The sequence below is a fragment of the Laceyella putida genome (assembly GCF_042665195.1).
Lineage (GTDB): Bacteria > Bacillota > Bacilli > Thermoactinomycetales > Thermoactinomycetaceae > Laceyella > Laceyella putida.
Genome location: NZ_JBHTBW010000044.1, coordinates 15,947 through 30,889 on the forward strand (window position 1 = coordinate 15,947; position 14,943 = coordinate 30,889).

The 14,943-nt window shown below is 51.5% G+C and carries 20 protein-coding genes; 9 read left to right on the forward strand and 11 right to left on the reverse strand.

What is annotated here, in order from left to right; all coding sequences use genetic code 11:
• The first annotated feature begins 120 nt into the window (after window positions 1-120).
• On the forward strand, window positions 121-1,017 hold the full coding sequence (locus ACFQNG_RS12935) for a sulfite exporter TauE/SafE family protein (RefSeq protein ID WP_379865588.1): 897 nt from the start codon (window positions 121-123) through the stop codon (window positions 1,015-1,017).
• Window positions 1,014-1,430 carry an RrF2 family transcriptional regulator gene (locus tag ACFQNG_RS12940; protein ID WP_379865590.1) on the forward strand — a complete coding sequence of 139 codons (417 nt, stop codon included), beginning with the start codon at window positions 1,014-1,016 and terminating at the stop codon, window positions 1,428-1,430. The genes ACFQNG_RS12935 and ACFQNG_RS12940 overlap by 4 nt, the downstream gene beginning before the upstream one ends.
• A gap of 113 nt (window positions 1,431-1,543) precedes the next feature.
• On the opposite strand, the gene ACFQNG_RS12945 is transcribed toward ACFQNG_RS12940, so the two are convergent.
• On the reverse strand, window positions 1,544-1,825 hold the full coding sequence (locus ACFQNG_RS12945) for a hypothetical protein (RefSeq protein WP_379865592.1): 282 nt from the start codon (window positions 1,823-1,825) through the stop codon (window positions 1,544-1,546).
• Window positions 1,826-2,035: 210 nt separating this feature from the next.
• Here ACFQNG_RS12945 and rsgA point away from each other — a divergent pair, with 210 nt between their 5' ends.
• Both rsgA and ACFQNG_RS12955 read left to right on the forward strand, forming a co-directional pair.
• Window positions 2,036-3,097 carry a ribosome small subunit-dependent GTPase A gene (gene rsgA / locus ACFQNG_RS12950; protein WP_379865594.1) on the forward strand — a complete coding sequence of 354 codons (1,062 nt, stop codon included), beginning with the start codon at window positions 2,036-2,038 and terminating at the stop codon, window positions 3,095-3,097.
• Between the two features lie 402 nt (window positions 3,098-3,499).
• A complete protein-coding gene (locus tag ACFQNG_RS12955; RefSeq protein ID WP_379865595.1) occupies window positions 3,500-4,183 on the forward strand; it encodes a copper homeostasis protein CutC in 684 nt (227 codons plus the stop codon).
• A gap of 135 nt (window positions 4,184-4,318) precedes the next feature.
• On the opposite strand, the gene ACFQNG_RS12960 is transcribed toward ACFQNG_RS12955, so the two are convergent.
• The 10 genes from ACFQNG_RS12960 to ACFQNG_RS13005 all read right to left on the reverse strand — a co-directional run bounded on the left by ACFQNG_RS12960 (window position 4,319) and on the right by ACFQNG_RS13005 (window position 11,589).
• Window positions 4,319-4,822, reverse strand: coding sequence for a GNAT family N-acetyltransferase (locus tag ACFQNG_RS12960; protein WP_379865596.1), 504 nt, complete (start codon window positions 4,820-4,822; stop codon window positions 4,319-4,321).
• A 53-nt stretch (window positions 4,823-4,875) separates the two neighbouring features.
• Window positions 4,876-5,886, reverse strand: coding sequence for a GTP 3',8-cyclase MoaA (gene moaA, locus ACFQNG_RS12965; RefSeq protein ID WP_379865597.1), 1,011 nt, complete (start codon window positions 5,884-5,886; stop codon window positions 4,876-4,878).
• A gap of 25 nt (window positions 5,887-5,911) precedes the next feature.
• Window positions 5,912-6,157, reverse strand: a complete 246-nt coding sequence (locus ACFQNG_RS12970; RefSeq protein WP_379865598.1) for a MoaD/ThiS family protein — start codon at window positions 6,155-6,157, stop codon at window positions 5,912-5,914.
• 5 nt (window positions 6,158-6,162) lie between these two features.
• Window positions 6,163-6,591, reverse strand: coding sequence for a molybdenum cofactor biosynthesis protein MoaE (locus ACFQNG_RS12975; RefSeq protein WP_379865600.1), 429 nt, complete (start codon window positions 6,589-6,591; stop codon window positions 6,163-6,165).
• Window positions 6,592-7,095 (reverse strand): molybdopterin-guanine dinucleotide biosynthesis protein B, encoded by a 504-nt coding sequence (gene mobB, locus ACFQNG_RS12980; protein ID WP_379865602.1) that lies wholly within the window; start codon window positions 7,093-7,095, stop codon window positions 6,592-6,594. It abuts the gene before it with no gap.
• Window positions 7,092-8,339: a molybdopterin molybdotransferase MoeA gene (locus ACFQNG_RS12985; RefSeq protein WP_379865604.1), complete on the reverse strand. Its 1,248-nt coding sequence runs from the start codon at window positions 8,337-8,339 to the stop codon at window positions 7,092-7,094. The genes mobB and ACFQNG_RS12985 overlap by 4 nt, the downstream gene beginning before the upstream one ends.
• A gap of 77 nt (window positions 8,340-8,416) precedes the next feature.
• Complete coding sequence (gene mog / locus ACFQNG_RS12990) at window positions 8,417-8,893, reverse strand: molybdopterin adenylyltransferase (protein WP_379865606.1); 477 nt, start codon at window positions 8,891-8,893, stop codon at window positions 8,417-8,419.
• A 7-nt stretch (window positions 8,894-8,900) separates the two neighbouring features.
• Window positions 8,901-9,380, reverse strand: a complete 480-nt coding sequence (gene moaC, locus ACFQNG_RS12995; RefSeq protein ID WP_379865608.1) for a cyclic pyranopterin monophosphate synthase MoaC — start codon at window positions 9,378-9,380, stop codon at window positions 8,901-8,903.
• Window positions 9,381-9,564: 184 nt separating this feature from the next.
• On the reverse strand, window positions 9,565-10,899 hold the full coding sequence (locus ACFQNG_RS13000; protein ID WP_379865611.1) for a sensor histidine kinase: 1,335 nt from the start codon (window positions 10,897-10,899) through the stop codon (window positions 9,565-9,567).
• A complete protein-coding gene (locus tag ACFQNG_RS13005; RefSeq protein ID WP_379865613.1) occupies window positions 10,900-11,589 on the reverse strand; it encodes a response regulator transcription factor in 690 nt (229 codons plus the stop codon).
• Between the two features lie 258 nt (window positions 11,590-11,847).
• On the opposite strand from ACFQNG_RS13005, the gene ACFQNG_RS13010 reads away from it, so the two are divergent.
• The 5 genes from ACFQNG_RS13010 (at window position 11,848) to ACFQNG_RS13030 (ending at window position 14,746) form a co-directional block, all read left to right on the forward strand.
• Window positions 11,848-12,093, forward strand: coding sequence for an SHOCT domain-containing protein (locus ACFQNG_RS13010; protein WP_379865614.1), 246 nt, complete (start codon window positions 11,848-11,850; stop codon window positions 12,091-12,093).
• Between the two features lie 108 nt (window positions 12,094-12,201).
• Window positions 12,202-12,492: a hypothetical protein gene (locus tag ACFQNG_RS13015; RefSeq protein ID WP_379865650.1), complete on the forward strand. Its 291-nt coding sequence runs from the start codon at window positions 12,202-12,204 to the stop codon at window positions 12,490-12,492.
• Window positions 12,447-12,632 carry a hypothetical protein gene (locus ACFQNG_RS13020; RefSeq protein WP_379865615.1) on the forward strand — a complete coding sequence of 62 codons (186 nt, stop codon included), beginning with the start codon at window positions 12,447-12,449 and terminating at the stop codon, window positions 12,630-12,632. The genes ACFQNG_RS13015 and ACFQNG_RS13020 overlap by 46 nt, the downstream gene beginning before the upstream one ends.
• On the forward strand, window positions 12,563-12,847 hold the full coding sequence (locus ACFQNG_RS13025; RefSeq protein ID WP_379865617.1) for a DUF2306 domain-containing protein: 285 nt from the start codon (window positions 12,563-12,565) through the stop codon (window positions 12,845-12,847). The genes ACFQNG_RS13020 and ACFQNG_RS13025 overlap by 70 nt, the downstream gene beginning before the upstream one ends.
• A 336-nt stretch (window positions 12,848-13,183) precedes the next feature.
• Window positions 13,184-14,746 carry a chitinase gene (locus ACFQNG_RS13030; RefSeq protein WP_379865619.1) on the forward strand — a complete coding sequence of 521 codons (1,563 nt, stop codon included), beginning with the start codon at window positions 13,184-13,186 and terminating at the stop codon, window positions 14,744-14,746.
• Window positions 14,747-14,943 lie beyond the last annotated feature (197 nt).

Genomic DNA, 14,943 nt, shown 5'->3' on the forward strand with positions numbered 1-14,943 from the left:
AATTTAAATTAGCAGAAATTCATTCGATTTATACTTCTTATGTCCGGATTGATGGTGCATATCTGTTTTTTAAAGTCGACTATTCAGCTCGACTTTATCAAAATCGAGGGAGAGAAAAAAATGCAAAAATTGATCGTGCTGGCACTGATTGGCTTTGCCGCTCAATTGGTTGATGGTTCGCTGGGAATGGCCTATGGCGTCACTTCTTCTTCATTGTTGCTGATGTTTGGAATCGCCCCGTCAGTCGCTTCCGCCTCTGTCCACATGGCTGAAGTGGTGACGACGGCCGCGTCTGGCGTGTCGCATCTGCGCTTTGGCAATGTGGATAAGTATACCGTGTCCCGCTTGGTGATCCCCGGCTCGATCGGCGCTTTTGTGGGGGCATGCTTTTTGAGTCAGCTGCCGGGTGATCTGGTGAAGCCTTATGTATCCGCCTTCTTGTTTCTGTTGGGCATCTATGTGTTGATCCGGTTTCTGTTCGGACCGATCAAGGTCGTCAAGGACAGTGGGAAGAAACCAACGGGTTTTCTTGCCGGGTTGGGCTTGCTTGCCGGCTTTCTCGACTCGACAGGCGGTGGAGGTTGGGGACCGTTAACCACACCGGTGCTATTAAGCAGACAAGACTTGGAAACGCGCAAGGTGATCGGTTCGGTCGACACCAGTGAATTTGCGGTGGCCACGGCAGCCACAATCGGTTTCATCATTTCTTTGGGTTGGGAAAATATCAGTTGGCCTTGGGTAATTGCGTTGATGGCTGGAGGGATTGTGGCGGCTCCGATTGCGGCGTGGTTGGTGCGGATCATCCCTTCCCACTTGCTGGGGGTGGCCGTGGGGGGCTTGATTATCGTCACCAATGTGAAAACGTTGCTGGGCAGTTTCTCCTTTATCCCTGAGTCCGCGCATACCGGCATTTACTTTATCTTATATATCGGTTGGTTTGCGGCGATCGCGTATGCGGTGATCAAGCACAAAAAATCACACCCCCCATCATCAGGCATAACGGAGGCGAGTGAATGAAAGTATCAACACGGGGCGAATACGCGCTGCGCGCTTTGATCATCTTGGGGCAACAACCGCAAGGTGTGATGACCATCGCGGATATTTCGGACAAAACACTGGTGCCGATCAGTTATTTGGAACATATTTTATTGCAGCTTAAACATTTGGGCTATGTGACCAGCAAACGGGGAAGCCGCGGGGGATATAAGATCAATCGTTCACCCGAAGAGATTGTGATCGGCGAGGTGATCCGGAAGTTGGAAGGCCCCCTGGCACCGATGAGTTGCGTGAGTGTGACCGCCTATGAGCCATGTGCGTTGGAAGAAATATGTTTACTGCGGCCTTTGTGGATGTTAATCAGGGAAACCGTGGCGGAATTGTTAGAAAATACGACGTTGGCGGACTTATTGCTTGGAAGAGTGCGGAAATAAGCAAAATCCCCCTTGCTCCCGTATGAGGCAAGGGGGATTTTGCTAGGTGAAATAGTGCCAATAGACCATGACGGTCAACCCGGCGGACAGGATGAGGTAGATGAGGGAACCGATCATAACGGGGCTTGACCGTAATGAAGTTTTTTCATTTTCGGCGCGGATGCCCGTGCTTGATTGCACATGCAGATTAACCAGCGTGGTGGTAAATCCGCCCAAAGTGTTGAAATAATAGAACAAGACGGTAAAGAGAAGTCCTGGAAGAAGGTGATTTCGGCAAATGCGATGCCCATGGCGAAGGCAATGATCCAAGTCATGAAGCCTTCCAATGCCAGAGTGGCAAGACAGATCAAAGTCGACTTTGTTTTGATGGAAATCACCTCTTTGTGTGTTTCCATATGGATACCCGCTATTGCTTATGTCGAATCATTAGCAATATAATAAAATCAACTTTGGCAAAAAGGAGAGATGTCATATGGTGATGATTGACATGAACAAGCGGGAGCAAGTGACAGGGCAGGACATGGAGAATCCTTTTTGCGTCTAGCACGGGGGATGGGGGTTCTCTGTGATCTGCCGGCAAACAGATCCATAAGGAGGACTCGCATTTGGATAAGTGGACGTGGGGTTGGACCCCCGCTTTGGCGGGAGCGTTTCGCCATTATGAAGAGACAGGGGTTACGGTTGGACGCGTGACCCTTGAGCATAAACGATTGTATCGCCTCTGGACGGAACAGGGGGAGTTATTGGGTGAATTGACGGGGAAACTGCGTTATGAGGCGACAGGGCGGGAAGATTATCCGGCGGTTGGTGATTGGGTGGTGATCCGGCCCAGAACGGGGGAGGGAAGAGCCACCATTCATGCGATCTTGCCCCGTTTCAGTAAGTTTTCCCGTAAAGTGGCCGGCAACACGTCGCAAGAGCAGATCGTTGCCGCCAATGTGAATACGGTTTTTCTCGTCAATGCGCTAAATCAGGATTTCAATGTGCGGCGCATCGAGCGGTATCTCACGCTGGCCTGGGAAAGCGGAGCGCAACCGGTGATTGTGTTGAGCAAGGCTGATTTGTGCGGGGATGTGGCCGACAAGGTGGCGCAAGTGGAAGCGGTGGCTCTGGGAGTGCCGATCCATGCGGTGAGCAGTTGGACCCGTCAGGGTCTGGATGAGCTGGAGGGGTATCTGCAACCTGGCCAAACGATTGCGTTGCTCGGCTCCTCCGGGGTGGGCAAGTCGACGTTGATCAATTATTTCTTGGGGACGGAACAACAAGAGGTGCAAGCGGTTCGCGAAGGGGATGACAAGGGAAAACATACGACCACCTATCGGGAATTGTTTCTCTTGCCCCAAGGCGTCTCTATGATCGATACGCCAGGCATGCGCGAGTTGCAACTCTGGGAAGCGGAGCGTGGCTTGCAGGAGACGTTTGAGGATATTGAACAATTGGCGCAGGCCTGCCGTTTCTCCGACTGCCTTCACCGGGGAGAACCGGGATGCGCGATCGAACAAGCGCTCATGGAGGGAAGCTTGGCGCAAGACCGTTTCGAAAACTATCAGAAGCTGCGGAGGGAACAGGCCTACTTCGAACGCAAAGAGAACCGACGGTTGGCTCGGGCGGAAAAAGAAAAGTGGAAAAAACGAAGCAAACAAGCGAATTTGAACAGGCGAAGGTAGCTGAATGAAAAAGACGCCCCTTCCGAAGCGAAAAGCATCGGAGGGGGCGTTTGCCATGAATAGAAAGAATATTAGGGGGGCAATACTGTTCATATCCCATGTGCTCGCATTCAGGGATATTCACTTATAGCCGAAAAGAGGCAAATGGGGGTGATGTTCTCCATTCAGCCAATGTGTTACTAATCTAACAGCAACTAATCATAGTGTAACACGAGAACATATGTTTGTAAATGGGTTTTCGCAAATTTCCCGACGCCGCGCACCTGGCTGGTGTGTTTCTCAGGATGCGCGCAAGTTTACGAAGTCTTTCATCTTTTTCTGATATCTTGTAACCCTTGGCACTTTTTGCTATTGTAAGGCAAAGAAATGAGTAAAATTTTTTATGCTGAGTGAGGGTTACGAATGCGACTAGAAGTCATTGCAACGGATTTGACGGATGCCAAACTAGCAGACCAACATGGTGCCGATCGCATTGAGTTAGTGACGGGAATGGCCGAAGGGGGCTTAACTCCCAGCCATGGTTTGATTGAGGAAGTGGTGGAGCGCGTTTCGATTCCGGCCTATGTCATGATTCGGCCACATAGCCGTTCATTTTGCTATAACCGGGACGATTTGGACACCATGATTAAGGATATTCATGCTGTCAAGCGCTTGGGCGCGCCGGGTGTGGTCTTGGGTGCGCTGACGGAAGAGAAGACGATTGATGAAGCGGCGCTTCAGTCATTGCTTGAAGCGGCGGAAGGGTTGGACGTAACCTTTCATCGTGCCTTTGATGAAGTGAAGGATCAGGAAGCGGCGCTGGAGACATTGCTTTGCTATCCGCAAGTGACGCGGGTTTTGACTTCGGGAGGGAAGAAAAGCGCACTCGATGCCGTTCCGCAGTTGGCCAAGCTGGTGCGGATGACCCGGGGAACCCATCTGACGATATTGGCCGGAAGCGGTTTGACTGTCGAGTCGTTGCCGGCGTTTGTAGAACAGACCGGTGTCCTAGAGGTCCATTTCGGTTCGGGTGTGCGGGTCAACGGAAAATCATTAGAGCCGATTGATCCAGCGAAGATAACTGAATTGAAAGCGTTGTTCGGCTAATAGGAACGACCGCAAATTCGGACGGTTGCGAAAAATGAATGGAATAATTTAAACAAGGCTCCCGTAGTGTGCAGGTGGACACACCGCGGGAGCCTTGCCAACTTCAAAGCCGGGTAAGCACATGCCCGGCCATTTTTATAATTGTTTGTAATAAAAGATCGTATTGTCCAGGATTCCTCCGGCAGACTCCGCGTATTGGGGGATTCGCCCTGCTTCGATGTATCCCAATGAACGATAAAGGTGATTGGAAGGGTCCCCTTCACGCGTGTCAAGCACCAATAAGCTACGTTTCTCGTGTTTTGCTTTCCTTTCGGCATGTTCCATCAGCATGCGTCCAATACCCTTGCGCCTGAACCGGGGATGAACCATTAGCTTGGCTATTTCCGCCCGGTGTTTTCCATTGGGTCGGGGACATAAATGCAATTGGACACTCCCGACCGTTTCATGGTCCAAGGTCGCGACCAATAAAATCACTTCGGGTTTCAGCGCATCCAGCCAATAATCTCTCGCATCCCCTTGTTCCAATGGGGGAAGGAACCCGATCGATGCGCCATCATTCACCACTTTCACCAACAGATCAGAGAGAGTATGGATATGGGGCGAAATGTCGATCACTTCTTTAATGATTATTTCATTCATCAACCTAAGCCTCCACTGCGGTGATGTGCATATTTAGTGTATTCCTTTTTGCCTTATCCGCCAATATAGGACATCTCGATTTTTTGCCGATCGGTTTGCCCGGTGGTGAGGCGTTCATCCGAGTAGCGGTCGCGACGCTGTTGCCACAGGCGGATAAGATAGGCCATGATCTCCTCATCACCGGCATCGCTTCTTAACAACTTCCGCACATCGTACCCGGTTGAGGCAAACAGGCAGGTGTATAATTTGCCTTCGGACGAGAGGCGAACTCGTGTGCAGGAAGAACAAAAGGGCTCAGTAATGGAAGAGATGACGCCAAATTCCCTGTCTGTGCCTTGATAGCGATAACGCGTGGCCACTTCGCCAAAATAGCGGGGAGGCACTTCCTCGACAGGAAGTTCGGCCGCGATGCGCTTCACGATCTCTTGCTTCGGAACGACTTGGGATAGGGCCCAGTCATTGCTGTTGCCCACATCCATAAACTCGATAAAGCGCACCGTATGGGGCGTATCCCGGAAGTGGCGGGCAATCTGGGCGATTTCGTGGTCGTTGGTGCCTTTGATGACAACGACGTTCACTTTCACCTGCAAGCCCGCCGCCGCCGCCGCTTCAATACCTTCCAATACTTGGCTGACACGGTGATGGCGGGAATTCAGCCTGTGAAATGTCTCCTCGTTCAACGTGTCCAGACTGACGTTGATTCGTTTTAACCCGGCTTGATGCAAGGCGGTGGCATGCGTTTTGAGCAACACTCCGTTGGTGGTCAACGCTAGATCGCTGATCCCTTCAATCTCCGCGAGCATGCGGATCAAATCGGGCAAGTTTTTGCGAAGGAGCGGTTCTCCCCCCGTGATGCGCACTTTTTCCACACCCAACGAGGCGAACAGGCGGGTGAGGCGGGTCAGTTCTTCAAACGTGAGGAGTTGATCCCGGGGTAAAAAGGGATAGTCGGCACCGTATTTTTCTTCCGGCATGCAATAACGGCAACGGAAATTGCAACGATCGGTGACCGACAGGCGCAAGTCGCGCAAGGGACGCCCCATGGCATCACTGATTGGTTTCATAAGCAAAACCCCTTTAGGATGGGTTTCAGCCACCGCTGACGAGTGGGATCAAAGCGATCTCGTCCTCGCTGGTAAGGCGTGTCGCCTCGGTGGCGTATTCCTGATTGACGGCGACCATGGCACGCGCAATCATGTCTCGACTGTCTGGATATCGTTCACTCAGTTGTTGGCGCAACTCGGCGACAGTGAGGGGATGTTCCGCAGTCAGTTCGACCGACGCTCCCAACTGTTCACCGAGTCCGGCAAAGCATCGGATAGTGATTTTGTTCATGTGTATCATCCTTTTTGGCTTGGAATTCCTTCAACCCAATACGATCCATCTTCGCCGTATTCTTTTTTCCAGATGGGGACAAGCTCTTTGATCTTTTCAATGGCATGGCGGCAGCCTTTGAAAGAAGCGTCCCGATGGGGTGCGGCAACGACGATGGCCACGGCCGTATCGAGGATTTCCAAGCGCCCGACGCGATGGACGATGGCGACATGGGCGCACCCCATGTTGGCGATGACGTCATCCGCGATGCGATCCATCATCTTCTCCGCCATTCCATGGTAAGCTTCGTATTCCAAATAGAGTGTTTTTTGGTCTCCGGTCAGTTCGCGCACCGTCCCCATAAAGGTACAGATGGCTCCGCAATTGCGGTCTTTGGCCCAATCAATGAGCGCATTCACATCAATCGGGTCAGGGGTCACGGCAATCTTCTTCACTTAAGCTTCAACTCCTATCATGAGATACAGGGTTCTGGCAAGTTCGGCCGGATCGTCGTGGATGGACCGGGTTGGAATGGTGGGATGGGTGAACGGGAACCACGTGACTATCGCGATGACATGGGAGAGGGAATCGAGCAGGGAGGCGTCTTGTTCCCGCCGCAGACACACCACTTTGGGAAAGGGCGCTTGTTTGAAACCTTCCACCAGAATGAGATCCATTTCCGTCATGTGGCTGATGATGCGGGGAAGTGACATCGGTTCCCTTTTCATCAGAGTGGTTTGCGTGCGGGAGGTAATCGCCACAACTTCGGCCCCTGCCGTGCGATGGCGCCATGTGTCTGTTCCGCGGTGGTCGATTTCATAATCATGCCCATCATGTTTCACTGTTCCCACGCGGATGCCCCGTTTGGCGGCGTAATGGATCAGTTGGCAAAGCAAGGTGGTTTTGCCGCTGTTTTTGTAACCCACCACTTGCAGGATGGGGGGGCTTACCCTCGTCACTCCCATTTTTTCAGCATGATCGCTTGCACTTTGTCCCCTTTGCCCACGCCGCGCCCCCCCGGCGGAACGACAATCAGGCAATTGGCGTCTTTAATGGTCAGCGTGATGCTGGATTTTTCCGTTCCGGCCAGTCGCACGAACATCTGCCCATCCACTATTTCATACCGGCCGCGCACATACCGTTCAAAGGGGCTGGGCTTGGTGAAATCTTCGTCCATCACGGCGGTGAACGTCGGCAAGGATCGGTCCGGTTTGCCCATCATGCCTGCGATCACCGGACGCACAAAGAGTTCAAACCCCACAAAGCAAGCGCCCGGGTTCCCAGAGAGGGAAAAGAGGAATTTGTCTTCGCGCACACCGACCGTGGTCGGACTGCCGGGGCGCATCGCCACTTTATTGAATAGCATCCGCCCATCCCAACGTTCAAAAATATCCACCAAAATATCAAAATCACCGACGGAGACCCCTCCCGTGGTAATGACGAGATCGGCTCGGTCGAGCGCATCCAAAATCTTGGCCTGGGCTTGTTCCACCTCATCGGGAAGCGTTTCTTGCATCAAGGGGATGGCTCCGGCATCCAGCAGCAGGCTCAGCAGGGTGTAACTATTGCTGTTGCGGATCTTGCCGGGAAGAAGGGGAGAGCTGACGTTGAGCAATTCCGAGCCTGTGGCGAAGATGGCGACGGTGGGCCGCTCATAGACTTCCACTTCCGCGTAGCCGAAAGTGGCGAGCAAGGCCATTTCCCCTGGGCCGATGCGTTGTCCTTTTCCCAGGAGGAGCGTGCCTTGCTCCAACTCAGATCCTGTTGGCGCGATATGGGTGCCGGGCTCCAGTTCGCGTGGGATGTATATATAGGTTTTCTCGTCTTTTTCGATCGTTTCCGTCCACTCGATCATGACTACGGCATCGGCGCCTTCAGGAACAGCCGCACCCGTCATGATCCGGGAGGCGGTGCCTCTGGTGATCGGGTGTTGGGGAACGCTGCCTGCCGGGATGGTCTCCAGAACTTCAAGCAGCACGGGCCGCTCCCGAGTGGCACCACGGGTGTCCGCTGCCCGGATCGCATAACCATCCATGCTGGAGCGGTGAAAGTGGGGCAGAGGGGATGTGGAGACAATCTCTTGGGCCAAGTAGCGTCCGACGCATTGTTCCAACTTCAGCTTTTCCGTCGGTTTTACGCGGATATGGGGGAAGAGGCGCTCCCGCGCATCGGCGACTTTCACGACTTCCCTGTTAAAACGCATAGTGATCTCTCCCTTGGCTTAAATGATTGATGCGGTGATTTGTACAGGCAAAAATCTTCTTCTCTCAAGGGTTAGCTTCAGTGCAGTGGCGAATCGGTCAAAATGCGAAGTCCGTGTGGGATCACGTCGGAAATCGCTTCAAAACACTGCTGAACGCCTTTGGGATTGCCGGGAAAATTGATGATTAACGATTGGTTGCGAATCCCCGCAGTCGCCCGCGACACGATTGCCAGATTGGTGTATTTGACCGTTTCGCGGCGCATCGTTTCCCCTAAACCGGGCACTTCTTTATGTATGACGGCTTTGGTCGCTTCCGGTGTGACATCGCGCGGGGCGAACCCAGTGCCACCAGTGGTAAGGATCAGCTGACAACCCAATTCATCGGCGAAGCGGATCAGGGTGTCTTCAATCAGCGGTTGTTCATCCGGGATGATTTCATACGCGATCACTTCCCAATTCCGGCAGAGCTCACGCAACCGGCGCCCGCTGACATCCTCCTGCTCCCCCCTGGAACAACGGTCACTGACCGTGATGATGCCCACTTTCCATGTCATGGATGAATCATCCTTTCTGCTCATCAAAACGAAGATGGCCTTGCTTTCCACCGCGTTTCTCAACCAGGCGGGTCGGACCGATCACCATGGCGGGATCAGCGGCTTTGCACATGTCGTAGACGGTAAGCGCAGCAAGGCTGACAGCGGTGAGTGCTTCCATCTCGACTCCGGTGACGCCGCGCGTTTTGACCGTTGCGCTGATCTCCAACGTATCTTCCGCGATTTTCTCAAAATGGAGATTGGCTCCTGTCGTGAAGATGGGATGGCACATCGGGATCAGCTCCGCCGTTTTCTTTGCGGCCATCACTCCCGCGACTTGCGCGACGGCCAAGACATCCCCCTTGGCCATATTCCCTTGTTCTATCGCTGTTAACGTACTTGGTTTCATCTTGATTTGGCTTTTGGCGACGGCAACCCGCTCCGTTACTTCCTTGTGGGTGACATCGACCATCTTGGCCCGGTTTTGTTCGTTCAAATGCGTAAACATTCATGACCTCCATGAAAATGATAGCTGCTGTTGTATATACGATACCGAACATTCCGGCATGGAGCAATCCATTTTTTGCTGAACCCCTGTTGTTGGCGTAAGAAAGGATGTTGGTGTCGAAGGAGCGGATGGTGAATGCGCCTTTTTCGAAAAAATCAGGCCAACATGATCGCGGGCATGATCGTTATCCCTCTTGCGCCGAATCGCTGATGGGAAGCCAACCGATAAATTCTGCTCCTTGGAGAACATGATTGGTGGCTGCCAGATCGCCACCGTGGGTGTTGAGAATCCGTTTGGCGATAGTAAGGCCAAGTCCGGTTCCCCCTGTTTCCGGATTTCTTGATTTTTCCGCTCTGTAGAAGGGTTCAAATACATGGGGAAGATCTTGTGTGGGAATTCCCGGTCCCGTATCGGTGATGGTGAAGACGGCTCTTTGCCCTTCAATGCACCATTTCACCGTTATTTTCCCCTTTGGTGGAGTATGGCGCAAAGCATTTTCCAACAGATTTTCCACAGCGCGCTCCAGCAAATGGGGATCGCCTTGAATCAAGCAGGGTTTCTCCGGCTCTTGAAAAATGATTTCCACGTCCTGCGCCTGTGCAAGCAACCGAAAATGATCAACGATCTTTTTGATCCATGGTCCAAATTCCACCGATTCACGATAGGTGGCAGCCGTTTGTTCCATATATTCTGTCTTCGAATAGGCGAAAAGGTCGGATATAAGCCGTTCAAGTTGCTCCGATTTTTGTCTGCACACACTTACATAGCGCGCCATTTTCTCCGGCGAGTCAACAAGTCCCTGTTCCAGTCTCAACAAATAGCCGCGCAATGCGAATAACGGTGTGCGCAGGTCGTGCGCGATGGAAGTGATAAAGAAGCGCCGCTCTTCTTCTAATTTGGCTTGGCGTGCAAGCGACTCCCTGAGGCCATCACCCATTGCCTGAAAAGCGGCGCGCACATCGGCCACTTCTGTTACGCGGGACGTTGGCAATTCAAAATCCAAATCGCCTTTGGCGATTCGCCTGGCTGCCAGACTCATCGCCGCCAGAGGCTTCAGCACATATTGGCCCATTTGCCAGCCAATGAGGAGAAAGGCAAGAGCAATTGCAAGCATGGAGGAAAACATGCCAAAGAATTGATTTTGGTTGAAGATAAACAGCGTGATGACGCCCAGAACTTTTCCGTTTTCCACTACCGTCACTTGTCGGCTGTTAGGTTGTTTGGGCTGGAAATGACCGATCTGAAAGAGCTTTTTTCCGGATGGTTCTGCCACTGAAGCTGCGATAGCAGACGATTGAAACTTGTTTCGTAATGTGTTTTGCCAATGCAAGTCATGCCACTTGTCGGTGTTGTTCGTTATTTCTTGTACGAATTTGTCTGCCATAGCTTCCTGCGTTTGGGATCGATGATCAAGCATGGGTTGAAGGACAAAGCTTGTAATGACGTAAAACAGCCGCGGCAAAATGATCATCGATAATAAACCGACGAATATGAATTGGCGAATGTTAAAGGTTTTCATTTATTGCGCTCCTTCGAAACGGTAACCTACGCCCCAAACATTAACGATGAGTTTGGGATGGTTGGGGTCCATTTCGATTTTTTCACGAATCCTGCTCATGTGGACGACGACCGTGTGTTTGTCTCCGACACCGCCCCAGAAACGTTCAAGCAGTTGATCATAGGTAAACACTTGACGGGGATGCTCCGCGAATAAAAGGAGGATTTCAAATTCCTTTGGCGTAAAAGGAACAGGTTTGTCACGCACTCTCACTTCGTGCGCTTTCACATCAAGGGTGACATGCCCAAACTGAAACGAGGCGTTTTGCCGGGCATTCGGTTTGTCATAGCGACGGAGCACCGCTTTTACTCTCGCCACCACTTCCACGGGTGTGGCGGATTTAACAATGTAATCATCCCCACCAATCCCCAATCCGCGTATTTTGTCCACGTCTTCGCCGCGGGCGCTTAAAAACAGAATGGGAACATCGTTTGTGCGGCGGATTTCCCGGCATAGCTCAAACCCATTTTGGCCGGGCATCATGACGTCAAGGATGACACAATCCACAGGTGAGCGGCGCAAAATCTCTAAGGCTTCATTGGCATTAAAAGCTTCCTTCACCCGAAATCCCTCATCTTCAAGAAAATCCCGCATCAATTCCACAATCGCTTTATCATCATCCACGACCAATATATTTCTTGTGCGACTCATGGCAACCTCCGCATGAACAATTAATACCAACTTCATCTTAACACAGTCATCAACACCGTTCGTTGATGCGTCAGGAACGTGATCGGTTTGTGATTGGTTTGTGACTTTTTGCCCCAGCAATTTGTGAGTTCAAATAGGTATCTTATTCATGGACGAACAGGCTCAAGCTGAGCAGGAACGCTGCTTGGGCGGTAATGAATGGGCGAGACGGCAAAGCCAATGTTCATCCGCTTAGTTTGGGCAAGGAGGTGATCAGATATGTTCTTAACAGGAAACCCGTATGTCCATCAGATCCCATTCTTTTTTCCACTTGGATTCTTCTTCATGCTGATGGCAGTGTTTGTGATTTTTCGCATCATTTGCTTCCGCCGTTGTGGACGCGGCTGCCATTATGGCCGCTTAGACAGTCAGCTCACAGCGGAGGAGATTCTGAAACGGCGTTTCATCAATCATGAGATTGGTGAAGACGAGTACCTGAAAATGAAGGAAATTTTGAAGAAATAAGCGTGGAATGTGTTCTGACCACAATAGGACAGAGCGTTGGGCAGTGTCAGCGATGCTGGCGCTGCCCTTCTGATGTTGCTTTTGTGCCCAAAAACAGGAGGGAAAACAATGTTTGAATGGAAAGGCAAGACCGTTTGGATTCTCTTGACATTGGCTATCATCAGCCTGACTGTATTTCTTGTCGCACCTTATCTGCTTTTCGATCCGACAAAAAGCAGAGTAAAAATAGACCCATCTTCCGGCCTGCATTTTCCGTTGCTTTTGGTGCATATCTTTTCGGCCGCTATTTCGCTTGTGATTGGACCATTTCAGTTTTCGAATACCCTTCGTGCAAAGCATCGCAACTTCATCGAGTGTTGGGGCGTATCTATCTCGGATCGATCCTTGTTGGTGGGATAACGGGTTTTGGCGTTGTGATCTATACAGAAAGCTTTATCCGGCAAATGGGTTTTGCGGTGTTGGACATATTGTGGCTAATCAGTGGCCGGAAAGCTTACAGCACCATCCGGCAAGGGCGGCTCGTCACCGGATCTGGATGATTCGCAACTATGCCCTGACTTTGGTCGCGGCAAGTGCACGCGTGTTATCACCGTTCAGCATCCTGTTCTTTGTTTTGTTTCACGGCGGTTCCTTTGGCAACAACCCTTATGATTATGTTTTTACTAAAGTCTTGGAATCCGGGCTCTGGTGCGGCATTGTGTGTAATCTGGTCATCGTGGAGTGGATGGTGATCCGGAAACGTCAAAAAACGTGATGCATGAAGAGCCGTTCCTGTTCCACTCTGCTGAGGTGGGGGGCGTTCTTTGTCTAAGGAAGTGGAAATGGGGCAACTTCACAAATGGACACATTTTCATAAAGAGCAACAGTGATGAGCTTAAATCACTGTTTTTTTTATTGCCAGCAATGGTTATTCAGGTTACCCGTTCCGTTGCGACTCACTGTCTTTTTTTGACCCTATATTGGTATAGACGACTCTACCAATATACGATAAACTGTAGAATAGATAGAAAACTTTATTATATACAGATAATTGAAAACGGATACAACACGAGGGGGCTCTCATCCACTTTGAATCGAGGATGGTGACAGCATGAACAGAGACAACAGAAATCGGCTGATGAAAAAATGGGCGGTGGCGTTGCTGTTGGCGCTGGTGGTAAGCATTCTCCCTTTTCAAGGGTGGGCGGCAAGTGCGTGGGCGCCGAATGTGGCGTATAAAACGGGAGATCAGGTCACGTATGGCGGCAAACTTTATGAATGTTTGCAATCCCATACCTCCATTGCCGGTTGGGAACCGCCAAATGTTCCAGCGTTATGGAAAGTGATCGGTTCGGATGGAGGTGGCGGCGGTGATACCCAAGCGCCCACGGCCCCCGGCAACTTGACTTATTCCGGCAAGACAGAAACCAGTGTCAGCTTAACTTGGACAGCGGCGGCGGATAATGTGGGAGTGATCGGGTACGAAGTGTATCGCGGATCCACCTTGGCGGGCACAACAACCGGAACCGCTTACACCGTGACCGGATTGGCGGCAAACACTTCCTATACGTTTACGGTCAAGGCAAAAGATGCGGCTGGCAATGTGTCTGCGGCGAGCAATGCGATCACGGTGACGACCAACCCCTCTTCCGGCGGGGGTGGCGGTGGCGGGAACAAGTTGATTGTCGGCTACTGGCACAACTTTGATAATGGTTCCGGTTTTATCCGCTTGCGGGATGTGTCCCCGGACTTTGATGTGATCAACGTTTCCTTTGCCGAACCAGTGGGAGGGGCGACAACGGGAACGATCGGCTTTACCCCTTACAACTATACCGATGCTGACTTTAAAGCGGATGTGGCTTATCTGAAAAGCAAAGGGAAGAAAGTGGTCATCTCCATTGGGGGGGCCAATGGGCAAGTGCAGCTCACCACTGCGCAAGCGCGGGACAACTTCGTGAACTCAATGACCTCCATCATTGAAAAGTATGGGTTTGACGGAATGGATATCGACTTTGAAGGGCATTCCCTCTATCTCAATCAAGGCGATACGAATATCAACAATCCCACCACGCCGGTCATCACCAACCTGATCTCGGCGATCCGCACGATCCATAACCGTTTTGGAAACAGTTTCGTTCTGACCATGGCCCCCGAAACCTTCTTCGTGCAAGTGGGATACACGCATTATGGCGGCAACGGCAACGGCGTTGATAACCGGGCCGGGGCGTATCTGCCCGTGATTCACAAGCTACGCGATATCCTTGACTGGCTTCAAGTGCAACACTACAACTCCGGTCCGGTCATTGCTTTGGATAACCAGTATTACAACATGGGCAACGCCGATTTCCACGTGGCGATGGCGGAGATGGTGCTGCAAGGATTCCCTGTCGCAGGCAATGCCAACAACTTCTTCCCGCCGCTTAAGCCCGAGCAGGTGCTGATTGGCCTGCCAGCCAGCGTCAATGCGGGAAATGGCTACACTTCCACGCAAGAAGTGCAGAAAGCGGTCAATTATCTGGTGAAAGGCCAATCCTACGGTGGCGCTTACAAGTTGCGCAATGCCTCGGGTTATCCCGGCTTTAAAGGACTGATGACGTGGTCGATCAACTGGGACAGGTTCAATAACTTTGAGTTCTCCAAAAATCATCGCGTGTTTCTCGACCAACTGCCATAGGTTCCCTTTCCATTGCCTGGGGCAAGGAAGTTACCTGATAGTCCCTTGCTTGCAAACTCCTTTCATTTTCAGTCGAGAATGAAAGGGGTTTTTTGCACGTGCGAAGACAAGAGAACAAGAATGGGAGAGGGGCGATTTTCTTCTCAAGCACGGAAGATAATGATAAAATATTTAAATAAATAGGAATTAGTTGAATA

What these genes read in the sequence shown, in the direction of transcription:
- ACFQNG_RS12935 (WP_379865588.1), top strand. Translation starts at nt 121, where the DNA reads ATGCAAAAATTGATCGTGCTGGCACTGATTGGCTTTGCCGCTCAATTG.
- ACFQNG_RS12940 (WP_379865590.1), top strand. Translation starts at nt 1,014, where the DNA reads ATGAAAGTATCAACACGGGGCGAATACGCGCTGCGCGCTTTGATCATC.
- ACFQNG_RS12945 (WP_379865592.1), bottom strand. Translation starts at nt 1,825, where the DNA reads ATGGAAACACACAAAGAGGTGATTTCCATCAAAACAAAGTCGACTTTG.
- ACFQNG_RS12955 (WP_379865595.1), top strand. Translation starts at nt 3,500, where the DNA reads ATGCGACTAGAAGTCATTGCAACGGATTTGACGGATGCCAAACTAGCA.
- ACFQNG_RS12960 (WP_379865596.1), bottom strand. Translation starts at nt 4,822, where the DNA reads ATGAATGAAATAATCATTAAAGAAGTGATCGACATTTCGCCCCATATC.
- moaA (WP_379865597.1), bottom strand. Translation starts at nt 5,886, where the DNA reads ATGAAACCAATCAGTGATGCCATGGGGCGTCCCTTGCGCGACTTGCGC.
- ACFQNG_RS12970 (WP_379865598.1), bottom strand. Translation starts at nt 6,157, where the DNA reads ATGAACAAAATCACTATCCGATGCTTTGCCGGACTCGGTGAACAGTTG.
- ACFQNG_RS12985 (WP_379865604.1), bottom strand. Translation starts at nt 8,339, where the DNA reads ATGCGTTTTAACAGGGAAGTCGTGAAAGTCGCCGATGCGCGGGAGCGC.
- mog (WP_379865606.1), bottom strand. Translation starts at nt 8,893, where the DNA reads ATGACATGGAAAGTGGGCATCATCACGGTCAGTGACCGTTGTTCCAGG.
- moaC (WP_379865608.1), bottom strand. Translation starts at nt 9,380, where the DNA reads ATGTTTACGCATTTGAACGAACAAAACCGGGCCAAGATGGTCGATGTC.
- ACFQNG_RS13000 (WP_379865611.1), bottom strand. Translation starts at nt 10,899, where the DNA reads ATGAAAACCTTTAACATTCGCCAATTCATATTCGTCGGTTTATTATCG.
- ACFQNG_RS13005 (WP_379865613.1), bottom strand. Translation starts at nt 11,589, where the DNA reads ATGAGTCGCACAAGAAATATATTGGTCGTGGATGATGATAAAGCGATT.
- ACFQNG_RS13010 (WP_379865614.1), top strand. Translation starts at nt 11,848, where the DNA reads ATGTTCTTAACAGGAAACCCGTATGTCCATCAGATCCCATTCTTTTTT.
- ACFQNG_RS13015 (WP_379865650.1), top strand. Translation starts at nt 12,202, where the DNA reads ATGTTTGAATGGAAAGGCAAGACCGTTTGGATTCTCTTGACATTGGCT.
- ACFQNG_RS13030 (WP_379865619.1), top strand. Translation starts at nt 13,184, where the DNA reads ATGAACAGAGACAACAGAAATCGGCTGATGAAAAAATGGGCGGTGGCG.